Origin of the sequence: Mycobacterium senriense (assembly GCF_019668465.1) — a bacterium.
GTDB classification, from domain to species: Bacteria; Actinomycetota; Actinomycetes; order Mycobacteriales; family Mycobacteriaceae; genus Mycobacterium; species Mycobacterium senriense.
The window spans coordinates 4,533,884-4,549,014 of sequence record NZ_AP024828.1; the positions used below are offsets into that span (position 1 = coordinate 4,533,884).

The following is a 15,131-nucleotide window of genomic DNA, read 5'->3' on the forward strand; positions in this document are numbered from 1 at the left end:
AGTCGCCGGCCGGCTATTTGACCAGCCGGACCTGGTGCTGGCTGCCGATCAACCGGCCGATGAGCGCGGCCAGCCGGCGATAGGACTCGTCGCGTCCGCTCGACGAGCGGAAAACCAAACCGATCCGCCGCCCCGGGCGCGGTGCCGCGAACTGCGCGAGGCCCAGACGGCTTCGGGACGCCTCGACCGGCACCGCGCTCTGGGGTATGAGCGTGACGCCCAGACCGCCGGTCACACATTGCACCGCGGTCGCCAATGACGCGGCCCGGGTGTTGGCCAGCTCCGCCCGCACACCCGCCTTGTGGCAGACGTCGAGTGCCTGATCGCGCAGGCAATGTCCCTCATCCAGCAACAGCAGCGGCAGGTCGGCCAGGGCGGTGGCCGGCACCCGGCGCTTGCCCGCCAGCGGATGGCCCGGAGGCAGGGCGAGCACGAAATCCTCGTCATAGATCGGGATCGCGGTGACGCCTGCGCCCTCGGCGGGCAAGGCGATCAGGGCCGCGTCCAGGGCGCCCTCGCGCAACACCGCCAACAGGCGCTCGGTCTGGTCTTCGGTCACCCGCAGCGTGAGCCCCGGCAGCTCCTCGACGACGCCGGCCAGCACGGTCGGCAGCACATAGGGCGCCACCGTGGGTATCAGCCCCAGCCGAATGCCTGCCCGCAGCGGGTCCGACGAGCCCGCGGCCGCGGCGCTGAATGCATCCGCCGCCTCGACGACGGCCTGGGCGCGCGCCAGCAGCTGGGCTCCTTCCGCTGTCAAGAAGACACGCCGGGTGGAGCGCTCAACGAGCTGGGTGCCCAGCCCGGCTTCCAGCGCCGCCAGTGCCTGCGACAACGTCGACTGGCTTACGCCGAGAAACGTTGCAGCGCTGCTGAATTGGCGCTTCTCGGCGACTGCGACGAACGCGCGCAGGCCGGCAATAGTGGGCTGATAACTCTTATCGGGCATGCCTATAAGTCTAGTGGGAAATATCACCTTTACTTCAACTAGGGTACGCGGCAGCATGGTGAAGGAAAGCTAATCTTGAGTAAATCCAAAAAAGGAGCGACATGCCTCTGCTGACCATCGGCGACCAGTTCCCCGCCTACGAGCTCACTGCGTTGATCGCGGGCGATCTGTCCAAGGTCGACGCCAAGCAGCCTGAGGACTACTTCACCACCGTCACCAACGAGGACCACGCCGGCAAGTGGCGCGTGGTGTTCTTCTGGCCGAAGGACTTCACCTTCGTATGCCCCACCGAGATTGCCGCGTTCGGCAAGCTCAACGACGAGTTCGAAGACCGCGACGCGCAGGTGCTGGGTGTCTCGATCGACAGCGAGTTCGTGCACTTCAACTGGCGTGCCCAGCACGAGGACCTGAAGAAGCTGCCCTTCCCGATGCTCTCGGACATCAAGCGGGAGCTCAGCCTGGGCACCGGTGTGCTCAACGCCGACGGCGTGGCCGACCGGGCGACCTTCCTCGTCGACCCGAACAACGAGATCCAGTTCGTTTCGGTCACCGCGGGTTCCGTGGGCCGCAACGTCGAAGAGGTGCTGCGCGTCCTCGACGCCCTGCAGTCCGACGAGCTGTGCGCCTGCAACTGGCGTAAGGGTGACCCGACGCTGGACGCCACCGAGCTGCTCAAGCAGTCGGCCTGATCGCATAAGGTCGGATTGGGAGGCGAGATGAGCGTAGAAAACCTCAAGGAAGCGCTACCGGAGTACGCCAAGGATCTCAAGCTCAACCTGGGCTCGATCACCCGCACCACCGAGCTCAACGAGGAGCAGCTGTGGGGCACGTTGCTGGCCAGCGCCGCAGCGACCCGGAATACGCAGGTGCTCAACGAGATTGGATCCGAGGCGGCCGACATCCTGTCCGCCGAGGCATACAACGCGGCGCTGGGAGCCGCCTCGATCATGGGCATGAACAACGTGTTCTACCGTGGCCGCGGCTTCCTGGACGGCAAGTACGACGACCTGCGCGCGGGGTTGCGGATGAACATCATCGCCAATCCGGGCGTGGACAAGGTGAACTTCGAACTGTGGTCGTTCGCGGTGTCGTCGATCAACGGATGCCCGGACTGCGTGGCCGCCCACGAGCACACGCTGCGCGAAGCCGGGGTCAGCCGGGAAACCATCCAGGAGGCGTTGAAGACCGCGGCGATCGTTTCCGGCGTGGCACAAGCGATCATCGCGTCCCAGACGCTGGCGACCGTCGGCTGATCGCGCCGCCGTGTCCAATGCCGTGAGGGGACCCGCCTGGGTCCAGCACGCCATCTGGTGGCAGGTCTACCCGCTGGGGTTCGTGGGAGCATTCCCCGCACCGCAGTCAAACGAGCCGCCGCAACCGGAGCAACACCGGTTGCGGCGGCTCGTCGACTGGTTGGACCATGCCATCGAACTCGGGGCGTCCGGCATCGCGTTGGGACCCGTCTTCGCCTCGCGCACACACGGTTACGACACAACCGACCATTACCGCATCGATCCGCGGTTGGGTGATGACGCCGACTTCGACCAGCTGGTGGCCGAGGCACATAGCCGCGGACTGCGCGTGCTGCTCGACGGCGTGTTCAATCACGTCGGGGAGGATTTCGCACGCTATCGCGCGGCGGCCGACGACGACGCGGCCGCACGCTGGTTTCGCGGGCGCCCCGGCCGCTTTCACACCTTCGAGGGCCACTCCGGGCTGATCACCCTCAACCACGACAACCCCGAGGTCGCCGACTACACCGTCGACGTGATGGCGCACTGGTTGGGGCGGGGCGCTGACGGCTGGCGACTCGATGCGGCTTACGCCGTGCCGCAACACTTCTGGGCCTCGACGCTGCCGAGGGTGCGCGAACGCTACCCGGACGCCTGGTTCGTCGGCGAACTCATCCACGGCGACTACGCCGCCGTCGTGCAAGCCGCCACCTTCGACTCGGCCACGCAATACGAGCTGTGGAAGGCGATCTGGAGCAGCCTCAACGACGGCAACTTCTTCGAACTCGATTGGGCGCTGCAGCGCCACAACGACTTGCTGACCTGCTTCTCGCCGTTGACGTTCATCGGCAACCACGACGTCACCCGCATCGTCAGCCGGTTGGACTCCGCCGGGCACGTGGCCCACGCGCTGGTGCTGCTGTTGACCATCGGCGGTGTGCCCAGCGTGTACGCCGGCGACGAGCTCGGCTTCCGTGGTGTGAAGGAAGAACGGTACGGCGGTGACGATGCGGTGCGACCCGAGTTCGGCTCTCCCCCACTGCAACTGGATGACTTCGGTGTCGACACCTGGCGGTTGCACCAGTATCTGGTCGGGTTGCGTCGCCTCTACCCCTGGCTGCATGCGGCGTCCACCAGCGCACGGCTGCTGGAAAACCGGCACTACGTGTACGAGACCCGCAACGGCGACGATGCGCTGCTGGTGGTGCTCAACATCGACGACGAACCGCTGCGCGTTTCGCTGCCGAAGCTGGGCACGGCCCGCGCGCAGGTGATCGCCGGATCGGCGGCACCGCCGCCCGAGGTCGTCGACACCGTCATCGTCGAGGCCGGGGGCTGGCGGATCCTGAGCCCGGCCTAAGGCCGGGGTTCAGGCCGTCGGCAGCCGCTCTAGGGTCAGCGGGTCCAGGCGGCCGTCGTAATACTTGTCGAGCACCGCGACGAAGTCCTGGTTGTCGTCGGTGGCGCGGGCGAACAGCGTCATGGACGAGCACAGCTTGAGGTCGTCCGGCGAGCCGAAAATCTGGCCGATCGAGCGCCCCTGCACGGCGGTGACCAGCCGGGAGCACTCACGCAACCGCGGGCCCAGCAGCTCATGGTCCAGGTATGCGCCGGCTTCCTCGAGTGAGGCGATGCCGAACCGGACCGCCATGGCGCTGCCGCCGAGCCCGCGCAGTTGCGGGAAGACGAACCACATCCAGTGACTGCGTTTTCGGCCGGCCCGCAGCTCGGCCACGACGTCGCCGTACACCGGCTCCTGTGCGTCCACAAATCGTTTGAGACCGAACGGGTCGCCTGCCGATTCCATATGACTACGGTTGCACATATGGCAGTCCGACGACGAGTGCCCAAAGTGCGCGACCTCACGCCCCTGCTGCAATTCAAGCGGCCGAGGTTCAACGCGACCAGGCGCCGGCTCGAGGCCGCCTACACCATCGAGGATCTGCGGGCGATCGCCAAACGGCGCACCCCCAGGGCGGCATTCGACTACACCGACGGCGCCGCCGAGGACGAGTTGTCCATCCGACGTGCGCGACAAGCGTTCCGCGACATCGAATTTCATCCGACAATCCTGCGCGACGTCTCCCAAGTCACCGCCGGCTGGAACGTCCTGGGCCAGCCGGTCGCGTTGCCGTTCGCGGTCGCGCCCACCGGTTTCACCCGATTGATGCACACCGAGGGCGAGATCGCCGGCGCGCAAGCGGCGGCCCGGGCGGGCATCCCGTTTTCCCTGTCCACGCTGGGCACCTGCGCGATCGAAGATCTGGTCACCGCCGTCCCGCAGGGCCGAAAGTGGTTCCAGCTCTACATGTGGCGCGATCGCGAGCGCTCGATGACGCTGGTGAAGCGCGCCGCCGCCGCGGGATTCGACACATTGCTGGCCACCGTCGACGTTCCCGTCTCCGGTGCCCGGCTGCGCGATAACCGCAACGGCATGACGATCCCGCCGACGCTGACGCTGCGCACCGTGCTCGACGCGGTGCCACACCCGAAATGGTGGTTCGATCTGCTGACCACCGAGCCGCTGGCATTCGCCTCGCTGGATCGCTGGCCGGGCACGGTCGCCGAATACCTCAGTACCATGTTCGATCCCAGCCTCACCTTCGACGACCTGGAGTGGATCAAGGCGCAGTGGCCCGGCAAGCTCGTGGTGAAAGGGATTCAGACACTCGAGGATGCGCGCGCCGTCGTCGACCGCGGCGTCGACGGCATTGTGTTGTCCAATCATGGCGGGCGCCAATTGGACCGGGCTCCGGTCCCCTTCCACCTGCTGCCCACGGTCGCGCGCGAAGTCGGCAATCACACCGAGATCCTGGTCGACACCGGCATCATGTCCGGCGCCGACATCGTCGCCGCGATCGCGCTGGGCGCCCACTGCACGCTGGTCGGGCGGGCCTACCTGTACGGCCTGATGGCCGGCGGCGAGGCCGGGGTGAGCCGCGCGATCGAGATCCTTCGCAGCGGAATTCTGCGGACCATGGCGTTACTCGGCGTCACCTGTCTCGAAGAGTTGTCGCCCACCCACGTAACGCAGCTGCAGCGGTTGGGGCCGGTCGAGCCGCCAGTGTGAAGCCAACCGCACACTCGCTGCCCGATGTGAGGCTGGCCGCACACTCGTGACGGCCAGGCGTCGCCGGGAACAAACCGTGGCCGGGCTGGGTTAAGCGCATCAGACTCAACTTTTGGAGGATTTGATGGCTGAAGCCAAGTCGGTGCCGGTGCTGTTTGTCACTGACACCATCGTGCTGCCCGGAATGGTGGTGCCGATCGCCCTGGACGACGCCGCCCGCGCGGCGATCGACGCCGCTCAGGCGAGCGAATCGGGACAGCTGCTGATCGCCCCCCGGCTCGAGGACCGCTACCCCTCACACGGCGTGATCGCCAAGATCCTGCAGGTCGGACGCATCGCCGGCGGCGGCACCGCCGCGGTGGTGCGCGGCGAGCGCAGGGCCCAGATCGGGGCGGGCGCGTCCGGACCCGGCGCGGCGCTGTGGGTCGAGGTGACCGAGGTCCCCGAGGCCGAGACGACCGACGAGATCAAGGCCATGACGGCGGAGTACAAGAAGCTGCTGCTGGCCATGCTGCAACGGCGCGAGGCCTGGGAGATCATCGACTACGTCAATCGGCTGACCGACCCGTCGGCGTTGGCCGACACCTCCGGTTACGCGTCCTACCTGACCAACGCGCAGAAGCGGCAGCTGCTGGAGACCGTCGATGTCGCCGAGCGGTTGCGCGTGCTGATCGATTGGACCAGCGACCATCTCGCCGAAGTGGAGGTCAGCGACAAGATCGCCGAGGACGTGCGCGAGGGCATGGAGAAGACGCAGAAGGAGTTCCTGCTGCGCCAACAGCTCGCCGCCATCCGCAAGGAACTGGGCGAGGGCGAACCCGACGGTTCGGACGACTACCGCGCCCGCGTGGAGGCGGCAGAGCTGCCCGAAAAGGTGCGCGAAGCCGCCATGCGTGAGGTCGGCAAGCTGGAACGCTCCAGCGACCAGAGCCCGGAAAGCGGCTGGATCCGCACCTGGCTGGACACCGTGCTCGACCTGCCCTGGAACGTCAAGAGCGAGGACTCGACGGATCTGCAGGCCGCGCGCGAGATCCTGGACGCCGACCACCACGGGCTGGACGACGTCAAGGACCGCATCGTCGAATACCTGGCCGTGCGCGCGCGCCGCGCGCAGCGCGGGCTGCAGGTGGTCGGCGGCCGCGGCTCCGGTGCGGTGATGGTGCTGGCCGGCCCTCCCGGCGTCGGTAAGACATCGCTGGGCGAGAGCGTGGCCCGGGCGTTGGGCCGCAAGTTCGTTCGCGTCGCCCTGGGCGGTGTGCGCGACGAGGCCGAGATCCGCGGGCACCGGCGCACCTACGTCGGCGCGCTGCCGGGCCGCATCGTGCGTGCGATCGGCGAGGCCGGGTCGATGAATCCCGTTGTGCTGCTAGACGAAATCGACAAGGTCGGTTCCGACTACCGCGGCGACCCGAGCGCGGCGCTGCTCGAGGTGCTGGACCCCGCGCAGAACCACACATTCCGGGATCACTACCTGGATTTGGACCTGGATCTGTCCGACGTGGTGTTCCTGGCCACCGCCAACGTGATCGAGAACATCCCGTCGGCGTTGCTGGACCGCATGGAGCTGGTGCAGATCGACGGCTACACCGAGGACGACAAGGTCGCCATCGCGCGTGACTACCTGCTGCCCCGGCAGCGGGAGCGCGCGGCGCTGACCGAGGACGAGGTCGCGGTGACAGACGCCGCGTTGCGCAAGATCGCCGCCGACTACACCCGCGAGCCGGGAGTGCGGCAGTTCGAACGACTGCTGGCCAAGGCGCTGCGCAAGGCGACCACCAAGCTGGCCGCCGACCCGGCGCCGCTGTCCATCGACGAGCCGGATCTCGTTGACTACCTGGGTCGTCCGCGGTTCATGCCGGAATCGGCCGAACGCACGGCGGTGCCGGGCGTAGCCACCGGCCTGGCCGTGACGGGCCTTGGCGGCGACGTGCTCTACATCGAGGCCGGCGCAACCGACGGTGAGCCGGGTCTGCAACTGACCGGTCAGCTGGGTGACGTGATGAAGGAGTCGGCGCAGATTGCGCTGTCCTACGTGCGTTCCCACGCTGCCGAGCTGGGTGTCGACCCCGAGGCGCTGGACCGGCGCATCCACGTGCACGTGCCCGCGGGTGCGGTGCCCAAGGACGGCCCGTCGGCCGGTGTCACCATGGTCACCGCGCTGGTGTCGATGGCGACCGGACGCCAGGTTCGCTCCGACGTCGGGATGACCGGCGAGGTCACGCTGAACGGCCGCGTGCTGCCCATCGGTGGCGTCAAGCAGAAGTTGCTCGCGGCCCAACGTGCCGGTCTGTCAACGGTTTTCATCCCGGCGCGCAACGAGCCCGACCTGGATGACGTGCCGGCCGAGGTGCTCGACACGCTGGACGTGCGGCCCATGACCGATGTCGCCGAGATCGTGGCGCAGGCGCTGGAACCGGCGGCCAACGCCGCCACGGCGGCGGCCTGACGCCGATTGAACCCAGGTTCAGCCGTTGCTGACGCCGCGCCCCGGCGGATGCCGAGAGGGTTTCGGTCTCCCCGGGGCGGGGCCAACCGGGCGACTACCCGGGCGTATTTGACCCGGACGTAAACCAGTGGGCGTTTTCCCTGCCCGGTGGTCAATTCGTCGCCTACGTGACGTAGTACCGCACAACGAGACGGCCGCCGCGCATGCGGCGGCCGTTCCCGTTGCGGCAGAATCGCGGGGTATGAGTGACTTCGCGAAACTGAAACGGCAAGTCGTCCATCGCGTTCAACGGCTGGTGGTCAACCCGGTGGGTCGTCAGTTGCCCATGACCATGTTGGAAACCACCGGCCGCAAGAGCGGACAACCCCGGCGCACCGCGGTGGGCGGGCGCGTGGTGGGCAACCAGTTCTGGATGGTCTCCGAGCACGGCGAGCACTCGGACTATGTCCGCAACATCAAAGCCGATCCCGCCGTCCGCGTGCGGGTCGGCGGCCGGTGGCGCAACGGCACCGCGCACCTGCTGCCCGACGACGACGCCGTGCAGCGGCTGGGCAACCTGCCGCGACTGAACAGTGCGGTGGTGCGCCTGATGGGCAGCGACCTGCTGACAATCCGCGTCGATCTGGACTGACGCGGCCACACATGTCGGGCCGCGGGATTAGGGTCGCAACATGGCCTACGACGAAGACCTGGCCAACCGGATCCGCGAACTCGTGGGCACCGAATCGGGCGTCGAGGAAAAGCGCATGTTCGGCGGCCTGGCATTTCTGATCAACGGCAACATGTCGGTGGCCGTCAGCGGGCAGGGCGGGCTGCTGGTGCGGGTGCCGCCGCAGGACACCGACAAGCTCGTCGAGCGTGCGCACGTCAGCCCGATGGTGATGGCCGGGCGGGAAGCCCGCGGCTGACTGCGCGTTGCAGCCGGCGGCGTGCAAACCAAACGCCAGCTTGACAGTTGGGTCGCCCGCGGAGTCGGTTACGCGCGCAGCCTGCCGCCCAAATAGCGGGTCCGTTTGTTCGCGCAGGGCGCGGGTACGCGGGTGCGTATGGACAAGCGGGTGCGACGACTGCTCGACGTTGCCGGCACGACGTACGCCGCGCAGGCGCGTATCACGATGAGCGACAAGCCGATGCCGCTGTTCCAGCTTTTGGTGCTGTGCATGCTGGCCAGCAAGCCGATCGATGCGGGCATCGCCATGGCCGCCGCGCGTGAACTGTTCAAAGCCGGCCTACGGACACCCAAGGCCGTGCAGCAGGCGGACCGGCAGACCATGATCGACGCGTTCGGACGCGCGCACTATGTGCGTTACGACGAGAGCTCGGCGACCCGGCTGGCCGATATGGCCGGGCGGGTTCGCGACGACTACGCCGGTGATCTGCGCCGGCTGGCCGAGCGCAGCCAGCACGACCCGGCCGCGGCCAAACGAATGCTCAAGCAATTCAAGGGGATCGGCGACACCGGTGCCGACATCTACCTTCGTGAAGTTCAGGACGTGTGGACGTGGGTGCGGCCGCACTTCGACGACCGCGCCACCGGCACCGCCAAGCAGCTGGGCTTGCCCGCCGAGCCGAAGGAACTGGGATCGCTTGCGCCGCGGGACAATGCACGGCTAGCCGCCGCTTTGGTCAGGGTGTCGCTGGACGACGATGTGCGTCAGCGGGTGACCGGCTGAGCGGCCCGTGACCATACACATCGGTACCTCGGGGTGGTCGTACAACCACTGGGTGAACGTGCTGTACCCGACCGGAACGCCGTCGGGACGCCGGCTCGCCCGCTACATCGAGGTGTTCGACACCGTCGAGCTCAACGCGAGTTTCTACCGGTGGCCCCAGGATTCGACGTTCACCGGCTGGCGCCAGCAGTTGCCGGAGGGCTTCACCATGTCGGTCAAGGCGCACCGCGGCTTGACGCACTACCGCCGGTTGGCCTCACCCGAGCCGTGGATCGAGCGGTTCGAGCGTTGTTGGAATCTGCTTGGTGATCGGCACGGGGTGTTGCTCGTGCAGTTGCACCCCGAGCAGCAGCGCGACGACGCGCGCCTGGATTCGTTCCTGGCCCTTGTGCCCGAATCGATCCGCGTCGCGGTCGAATTGCGTCACCCGTCGTGGAACGATCCCGCCGTGTTCGAGTTGCTGGAACGCCGACGCGCCGCCTATGTGGTGATGAGCGGCCTCGGGCTGGAGTGCATCCCCCGGGCGACGACCGACCTGGTGTACATCCGGATGCATGGCCCGGATCCGGACGCCAACTATGCCGGTTCCTATTCCGACGACGACCTACGGCGCTGGGCCGATCGCATCGCCGGGTGGGACGGCGACGGGAGAGACGTGTGGATGTATTTCAACAACGACCTGGGCGGGCATGCGGTCCGCAACGCGCTGGCCTTGCGCGATCTTTTGGGTTGAGCGCTCGCGCGTAGGCTGGAATTCTTCGAAAGAAGGGAGCGCCATCATGGTCAGCTCGACCAGCTTCGTGATCGTCGGCGGTGGACTCGCGGCAGCCAAAGCCGTAGAAGCATTGCGCGACAACAACTTCGACGGTCGCATCACGGTGTTCGCCGAAGAGGAGCATCTGCCCTACGAGCGGCCCCCGCTGTCGAAGGAGTATCTGGCCGGCAAGAAGTCATTGACCGATTTCACCGTGCAGAACTCCGACTGGTATCGGGACAACAACGTCGACTTGCGGCTGAGCACCCGCGCATCGGAGCTGGACGCCGCCGGCCACACCGTGAGTCTTGCCGACGGCACCACCGTGGGTTACGACAAGCTGCTGCTGGCGACCGGCTCGGCGTCGCGGCGTCCGCCGATACCGGGCTCGGACGCCGGCGGCGTCCATTACCTGCGCACCTATGAAGACGCGGTGGCATTGAATTCCGTTCTGGCCGAAGGCGCTTCGCTGGCCGTCGTGGGCGCCGGATGGATCGGCCTGGAAGTGGCCGCGGGCGCGCGCCAGCGCGGCGTCGACGTCACCGTGGTCGAGGCGGCCAGCCAACCTCTGCTGGCCGCGCTGGGCGAAACCGTCGGCGACGTGTTCGCCACCCTGCATCGCGAGCACGGTGTGGATCTGCGGCTCGAGACCCAGGTCGAGGAGATCACCAGGGCAGACGGAGCCGCGACCGGCTTGCGCACCCGCGACGGCGCCACGATCGCGGCCGACGCCGTGCTGGTGGCCGTTGGCGCCAAGCCGAACACCGAACTCGCCGAACAGGCGGGTCTGTCCATGGGCGACGGTGGGGTACTCGTCGATGCCTCGTTGCGCAGCAGCGACCCCGACATCTATGCGGTCGGCGACATCGCCGCGGCCCAGCATCCGCTCTTCGGCACCCGGATCCGCACCGAGCACTGGGCCAACGCCCTCAAGCAACCCGCGGTCGCGGTGGCCGGAATGCTGGGCACGCCAGGCGAATACGCGGAGCTGCCGTATTTCTTCACCGACCAATACGACCTCGGCATGGAATACGCCGGGCACGCACCCGAATTCGAACGGGTGGTGTTCCGCGGCGACGTCGCCGGCCGCGAGTTCGTCGCGTTCTGGCTCGACGGCGACGACCGGGTACTGGCCGGAATGAACGTCAATGTCTGGGATGTGCTCGACGACGTCAAAGCTCTGATCCGGGCCCAAACCCCGGTCGACGTCGACAAATTGCGCGATCCGCAGTCGCCGCTGGCCGACCTGCTCGGCTGAGTGTCAACCGGCGGTGCGCTCGCGGTCGGGCGCGTCGGCGCTGCGCGGCACCGGGGCCCAGGTCCCGTCGATGACGTCAGGCGGGCATTGCACCTGTAACCGTTCCCGCTCGGTGCGGCGGCGCTTGATTCGCAGCCGCGCGTCACCGGGCAGGGTGACCAATTCGTTGCAGGTCAAGTAATACATGTCGTCGACGTCGTCGATCAGATCGGCCTCGACTCGCAGGGAACCCAAGGCGCGCAGTGTCATTCGGAGTTCGTGCGTGAACCGCATCGTGGCGTCGTGGGCCAGCTCCCGGGAGCCCCGGGCGCCGGCGGGAGGTTCGCCCGGCGTCGGCGTCGGCGACGGTGCGGGCACTGCGGCGGCGGCCGCGGCGGCGATGAGCAACATCGTCGGGTCGTCGGCGAACGTCCTGCTGGACAACTCGGCCTCGCCCGGACCGCGGTGCCCGATCCGTGCGACGGCGGCATCCACGACGGCCGCGGTCTTCGGCGACAAGGCGCGAATGCTCCCGAGGTTGCCCTCCTGGGCCAGCGCACTCAACGGCGGGTCGGACCGCAGCGCGGCCGCCAACCCGGCGATTTCGGCGGCGACGAGGCCGCTGTCGGTGATCATGCCCACCCCGGGCACGCTGCGATGCACCTGGCTGCGTACCGGCGTCGCGGCGCTGACGCCGGCATCGATCAGCCACAGCGCGTTGAGGATCCAGCCTTGATGGATGCGGTCGCGCAACAGCCGGAGCCGAACTTCCAGTGCCGCCTCCGGCAACAGCGAGAGTTGGCCGGCATCGAGGTGCTCCGCGGCGGCCGCGGCGGCGTAGGCGCGGGTGTCGGCCCGCAGATGGCGCAGCAGGCCCACCGACCGTCCCGCCGCCACCGCCTTGGCGACCGAGCCGAGCGCTCCGCTCGCCAAGGCCGGCTCACCGAACGGCAGCGGATCCCCGACGTGGGGCCGGCCGACCAGGGCGTCGCGGGCGAGGGCCTCGTGGTCCCAACCGGGCAGCTGGGAGGCGGCGACCAGGTTGACGGACACCCCGACGTAGGGGCGGTGGCCGAAGACCGCGATGGCCCTGCTGCCCCACTCCTCGTCGATCGCGTCGCCGAGCGCAAGCGCCCGACCCAACGCCCGGCTCGCGGCGCGCAGCCCGCTCAGCTGGACGTCCAGCGTTATCGGCGTGAGAGGTCCGGGCAGCGCCCGGTTGAGGGCGGAGTTGCTGAAGACCGGAAACCGCGGATCGATCTGGTCGTCGAATTCGCCCTCGATGCCTTCGGGCGCCGCGCTGTGCGCGTCATCGGCCGGCCGCCGGGCGTGCGCCAGCACCTCAACCGGGAGCGCGAGCCGTCCGCCGTGGTTGATCGCGCCGGCGGTATCGAGTCGGCGGCCGACGAGCCCGCGCGCGGTGTCGGCCACCGCGTCGAGCGCGTGCCAGCCGAACTCGAACAGCCAATCTTCCTGTGCTGCAGAGATATTCATGTCCGGGACCAGCTGCGACCAGCTGCGCACCCGATGCAGCCGGGCCCGCGCGTCGGTGGCTCGCAACATCCGCCAGGCGGTGATCAGATTGACGGTGTCCGGGCTGGCGAGGTCCACCACACCAGTGCGGTCGGTGTTGAGTGCCAGCACCAGAAAGCGCATCAGGTCGTCGAGATGAAGCACCCGCAAGGGCTGGGCCGAGACCTTCGCGCGCACCAGGGTGGCCACGGTACGGCACACCATCCAGTCGAGCTGGCGACCGACCGGTGGCGCGATCCGGACGACCACGGTGGGTCCCCAGCTCGAGGACACCAGGTCCTCGGCCGGCCGGTACAGCTCGGGACGCCCGGCGGCCTGCGACACGAACAGCAGCCGGGAGCCGGCGCGGGCGGCCGCATCGGTCACCCGCGCGAGGCCGTCCATGTCCGCGCTGCCGGGAACGGACGGGTCGATGGGGGCCAGGTGGATCACCGCGTCGGCCTCGTCGGTCAGCTCCCGCAGGACCCGGTCGCGCAGCGGCGCGCAAACGAACTCGACGTTGCGGTCCAGGCACGGATGGGGAAGCTCAGCAATGCCGGTGACCGTGTGCCCCGCAGCGACCAGCTGCCCAGCGACCAGCCGCCCGAGTGCGCCGGTGGCGTCGGTAACCAGGATGTGCACCTGGGCTCACCTCCCCCAACCCTCAGTACTCAACAATAGGCAAGTAGGCACTGGCTACGCGACCGTTAGTCCGATAACAGTTCGGTGACCTGCCGTGATGCCGTGGGCCGGGACTACCGCAGCGTCGCGCTGCCGTCCGCGGCGACGGCAACCTTGGCGCCACCGATATCTTCACGCACCGAGGCCTGCGCCGCGGCGCGATCGGTGACGACGGCCAGCGCGCGCGATCCGTCGGGCGTACGTACGGCCAGAAAGGCCTTCTCGGGCTGACCGTCGCGGTCGAACGGCGTCGTCCAGGCCTCGACGGTGCCGACGCCTTCCCACTCCACCACCGCGTCCGTCGTCGGCTCCCGATCGACGGCCGGTTGCGTGTCTTCCCAACGGAATTCGGCCGGCGGCTCGGTGCTGTAGACCCCGAAGCTGTGTTTGGTCAGGTAGCCGCCGTTTGCGGTGATCAGGCCGCGCCGGCCCGGATTGGCGATCAGCAACTCCGCCATGGTGGCAATCGAATGCATCACGTAGTTGCTCCACGGCCCGCCCGCGAACGTCAACCCGCCGGTGACCGTCAGCGGTCGGGCGGGATCGTCGTCGCTCAGCCCGAGCTCGGCCGCCGCCACTTGAACCGCGGACGGAAAGCAGGAGTACAGGTCGACGTAATCGATGTCGTCGATGCCGAGCCCGGCCAGCTCCAGCGCCCGCGCGCCGGCGATCCGGATCGCCGTCGACCGGTGCAGTTGGTGGCGCTCGGCGATGGACGCGGTGTCGTGGGCGTCGGTGCCCGCGTGCGGGTACACCCAGCGCTCGGCCGGGATCTTCAGCCGGGTGGCCTCCCCGACCGACGTCAGGACCAGCGCCGCACCCTGGTCGACCATGTTGTTCGAGTTCATCAGCTTGGTGTAGGGCCAACTGATCATCCGGTTCTGCGGACCCGCCTGGCTGATGTCCTCGGCGCTCGACGCTTTGCGGATCCAGGCGTTCGGGTTGTCCACCGCCACGGCGTTGAACCGTGCCCACAGCGCCCCGATGCGCTTGAGGTGGTCGTCGATCGACTCGTCGTTCGCTACCCGAAGCGCCTCCTCGAAAATCGGATAGACGTAAGCCGGCCGGTCGAGCGAGATCCTGATCTCGGCGTCGCCGGCCATCGCGACGTCGTCACCGCTGATCTCGGCCATCGGGACCGAGCGGTCCTGCTCGGTCCACACCAGCTTGCCGCCGTTGGCGCGCAGTCCCCGCCTGGTACGCCAGGTTTCGGCGCCCGCCAGCAGCACCACCCCGGCGTGGCCGCGCTGGATGTCCAGGCAGGCCTGGTTGACCAGTGACTGCGGCACGTTGCCGCCGACGGGGCTGTACAGCGTGCTGAAGTCGGACGCGCCGATCCGCTGGCCGAGCAACAGGCCCGCGTCGCGGTACTGGGCCGACAGGATGTTCACGATGCGGATCGAATCGACGGCCTCGATCACCGCGGCATCGGCGGCTTGCTCGGCCGCCGCCACCATCAGGTCCATCGGCTCGACCGAGCGGGTCTCCGGGTCGATCTCGTCGCGATGGTTGACCTGGCCGAAGCCGATCAACACCGGGGTCCTGGGGTCGACACTCATGCAAACGAATTTAGCGTG

13 protein-coding genes and 1 pseudogene are annotated in these 15,131 nt (G+C 68.2%); 10 read left to right on the forward strand and 4 right to left on the reverse strand.

Features of this window, described 5'->3' with window-relative positions; all coding sequences use genetic code 11:
• Nucleotides 1-13 precede the first annotated feature (13 nt).
• Nucleotides 14-949 carry a hydrogen peroxide-inducible genes activator gene (locus tag MTY59_RS21320; protein WP_221042917.1) on the reverse strand — a complete coding sequence of 312 codons (936 nt, stop codon included), beginning with the start codon at nt 947-949 and terminating at the stop codon, nt 14-16.
• Between the two features lie 101 nt (nt 950-1,050).
• On the opposite strand from MTY59_RS21320, the gene MTY59_RS21325 reads away from it, so the two are divergent.
• The 3 genes from MTY59_RS21325 to MTY59_RS21335 are packed head-to-tail and all read left to right on the forward strand — an operon-like array spanning nt 1,051 to nt 3,541.
• A complete protein-coding gene (locus MTY59_RS21325; RefSeq protein ID WP_221042918.1) occupies nt 1,051-1,638 on the forward strand; it encodes a peroxiredoxin in 588 nt (195 codons plus the stop codon).
• A 27-nt stretch (nt 1,639-1,665) separates the two neighbouring features.
• Nucleotides 1,666-2,202 (forward strand): alkyl hydroperoxide reductase, encoded by a 537-nt coding sequence (locus MTY59_RS21330; RefSeq protein ID WP_221042919.1) that lies wholly within the window; start codon nt 1,666-1,668, stop codon nt 2,200-2,202.
• Nucleotides 2,203-2,224: 22 nt separating this feature from the next.
• Entirely contained in the window at nt 2,225-3,541 is a 1,317-nt protein-coding gene (locus MTY59_RS21335) for an alpha-amylase family glycosyl hydrolase (RefSeq protein WP_415823071.1), read from the forward strand.
• Between the two features lie 9 nt (nt 3,542-3,550).
• Here the strand turns inward: MTY59_RS21335 and MTY59_RS21340 are convergent, their stop codons facing one another.
• A complete protein-coding gene (locus MTY59_RS21340; RefSeq protein WP_221042921.1) occupies nt 3,551-3,988 on the reverse strand; it encodes a DUF1810 domain-containing protein in 438 nt (145 codons plus the stop codon).
• An 18-nt stretch (nt 3,989-4,006) separates the two neighbouring features.
• On the opposite strand from MTY59_RS21340, the gene MTY59_RS21345 reads away from it, so the two are divergent.
• The 7 genes and pseudogenes from MTY59_RS21345 to MTY59_RS21375 all read left to right on the forward strand — a co-directional run bounded on the left by MTY59_RS21345 (nt 4,007) and on the right by MTY59_RS21375 (nt 11,382).
• Nucleotides 4,007-5,251: an alpha-hydroxy acid oxidase gene (locus MTY59_RS21345; protein WP_221042922.1), complete on the forward strand. Its 1,245-nt coding sequence runs from the start codon at nt 4,007-4,009 to the stop codon at nt 5,249-5,251.
• A gap of 124 nt (nt 5,252-5,375) precedes the next feature.
• Nucleotides 5,376-7,697 carry an endopeptidase La gene (gene lon, locus MTY59_RS21350; RefSeq protein ID WP_221042923.1) on the forward strand — a complete coding sequence of 774 codons (2,322 nt, stop codon included), beginning with the start codon at nt 5,376-5,378 and terminating at the stop codon, nt 7,695-7,697.
• 241 nt (nt 7,698-7,938) lie between these two features.
• On the forward strand, nt 7,939-8,328 hold the full coding sequence (locus MTY59_RS21355) for a nitroreductase family deazaflavin-dependent oxidoreductase (protein ID WP_221042924.1): 390 nt from the start codon (nt 7,939-7,941) through the stop codon (nt 8,326-8,328).
• 40 nt (nt 8,329-8,368) lie between these two features.
• A pseudogene (locus tag MTY59_RS21360) lies at nt 8,369-8,701 on the forward strand (TfoX/Sxy family protein).
• Nucleotides 8,702-8,743: 42 nt separating this feature from the next.
• The gene (locus MTY59_RS21365; protein WP_221042925.1) at nt 8,744-9,370 is read left to right on the forward strand and encodes an endonuclease; all 627 of its coding nucleotides are present in this window, start codon (nt 8,744-8,746) and stop codon (nt 9,368-9,370) included.
• Between the two features lie 7 nt (nt 9,371-9,377).
• A complete protein-coding gene (locus tag MTY59_RS21370; protein WP_221042926.1) occupies nt 9,378-10,103 on the forward strand; it encodes a DUF72 domain-containing protein in 726 nt (241 codons plus the stop codon).
• Nucleotides 10,104-10,149: 46 nt separating this feature from the next.
• A complete protein-coding gene (locus MTY59_RS21375) occupies nt 10,150-11,382 on the forward strand; it encodes an NAD(P)/FAD-dependent oxidoreductase (RefSeq protein ID WP_221042927.1) in 1,233 nt (410 codons plus the stop codon).
• A gap of 3 nt (nt 11,383-11,385) precedes the next feature.
• Here MTY59_RS21375 and MTY59_RS21380 read toward each other — a convergent pair whose 3' ends face one another.
• Complete coding sequence (locus MTY59_RS21380) at nt 11,386-13,515, reverse strand: NAD-dependent epimerase/dehydratase family protein (protein ID WP_221042928.1); 2,130 nt, start codon at nt 13,513-13,515, stop codon at nt 11,386-11,388.
• 113 nt (nt 13,516-13,628) lie between these two features.
• Complete coding sequence (locus MTY59_RS21385) at nt 13,629-15,113, reverse strand: acetyl-CoA acetyltransferase (protein WP_221042929.1); 1,485 nt, start codon at nt 15,111-15,113, stop codon at nt 13,629-13,631.
• Nucleotides 15,114-15,131 lie beyond the last annotated feature (18 nt).

Coding starts and splice junctions, on each gene's coding strand:
- MTY59_RS21320 (WP_221042917.1), bottom strand. CDS start 949: ATGCCCGATAAGAGTTATCAGCCCACTATTGCCGGCCTGCGCGCGTTC.
- MTY59_RS21325 (WP_221042918.1), top strand. CDS start 1,051: ATGCCTCTGCTGACCATCGGCGACCAGTTCCCCGCCTACGAGCTCACT.
- MTY59_RS21330 (WP_221042919.1), top strand. CDS start 1,666: ATGAGCGTAGAAAACCTCAAGGAAGCGCTACCGGAGTACGCCAAGGAT.
- MTY59_RS21340 (WP_221042921.1), bottom strand. CDS start 3,988: ATGGAATCGGCAGGCGACCCGTTCGGTCTCAAACGATTTGTGGACGCA.
- MTY59_RS21345 (WP_221042922.1), top strand. CDS start 4,007: ATGGCAGTCCGACGACGAGTGCCCAAAGTGCGCGACCTCACGCCCCTG.
- lon (WP_221042923.1), top strand. CDS start 5,376: ATGGCTGAAGCCAAGTCGGTGCCGGTGCTGTTTGTCACTGACACCATC.
- MTY59_RS21355 (WP_221042924.1), top strand. CDS start 7,939: ATGAGTGACTTCGCGAAACTGAAACGGCAAGTCGTCCATCGCGTTCAA.
- MTY59_RS21365 (WP_221042925.1), top strand. CDS start 8,744: ATGGACAAGCGGGTGCGACGACTGCTCGACGTTGCCGGCACGACGTAC.
- MTY59_RS21375 (WP_221042927.1), top strand. CDS start 10,150: ATGGTCAGCTCGACCAGCTTCGTGATCGTCGGCGGTGGACTCGCGGCA.
- MTY59_RS21385 (WP_221042929.1), bottom strand. CDS start 15,113: ATGAGTGTCGACCCCAGGACCCCGGTGTTGATCGGCTTCGGCCAGGTC.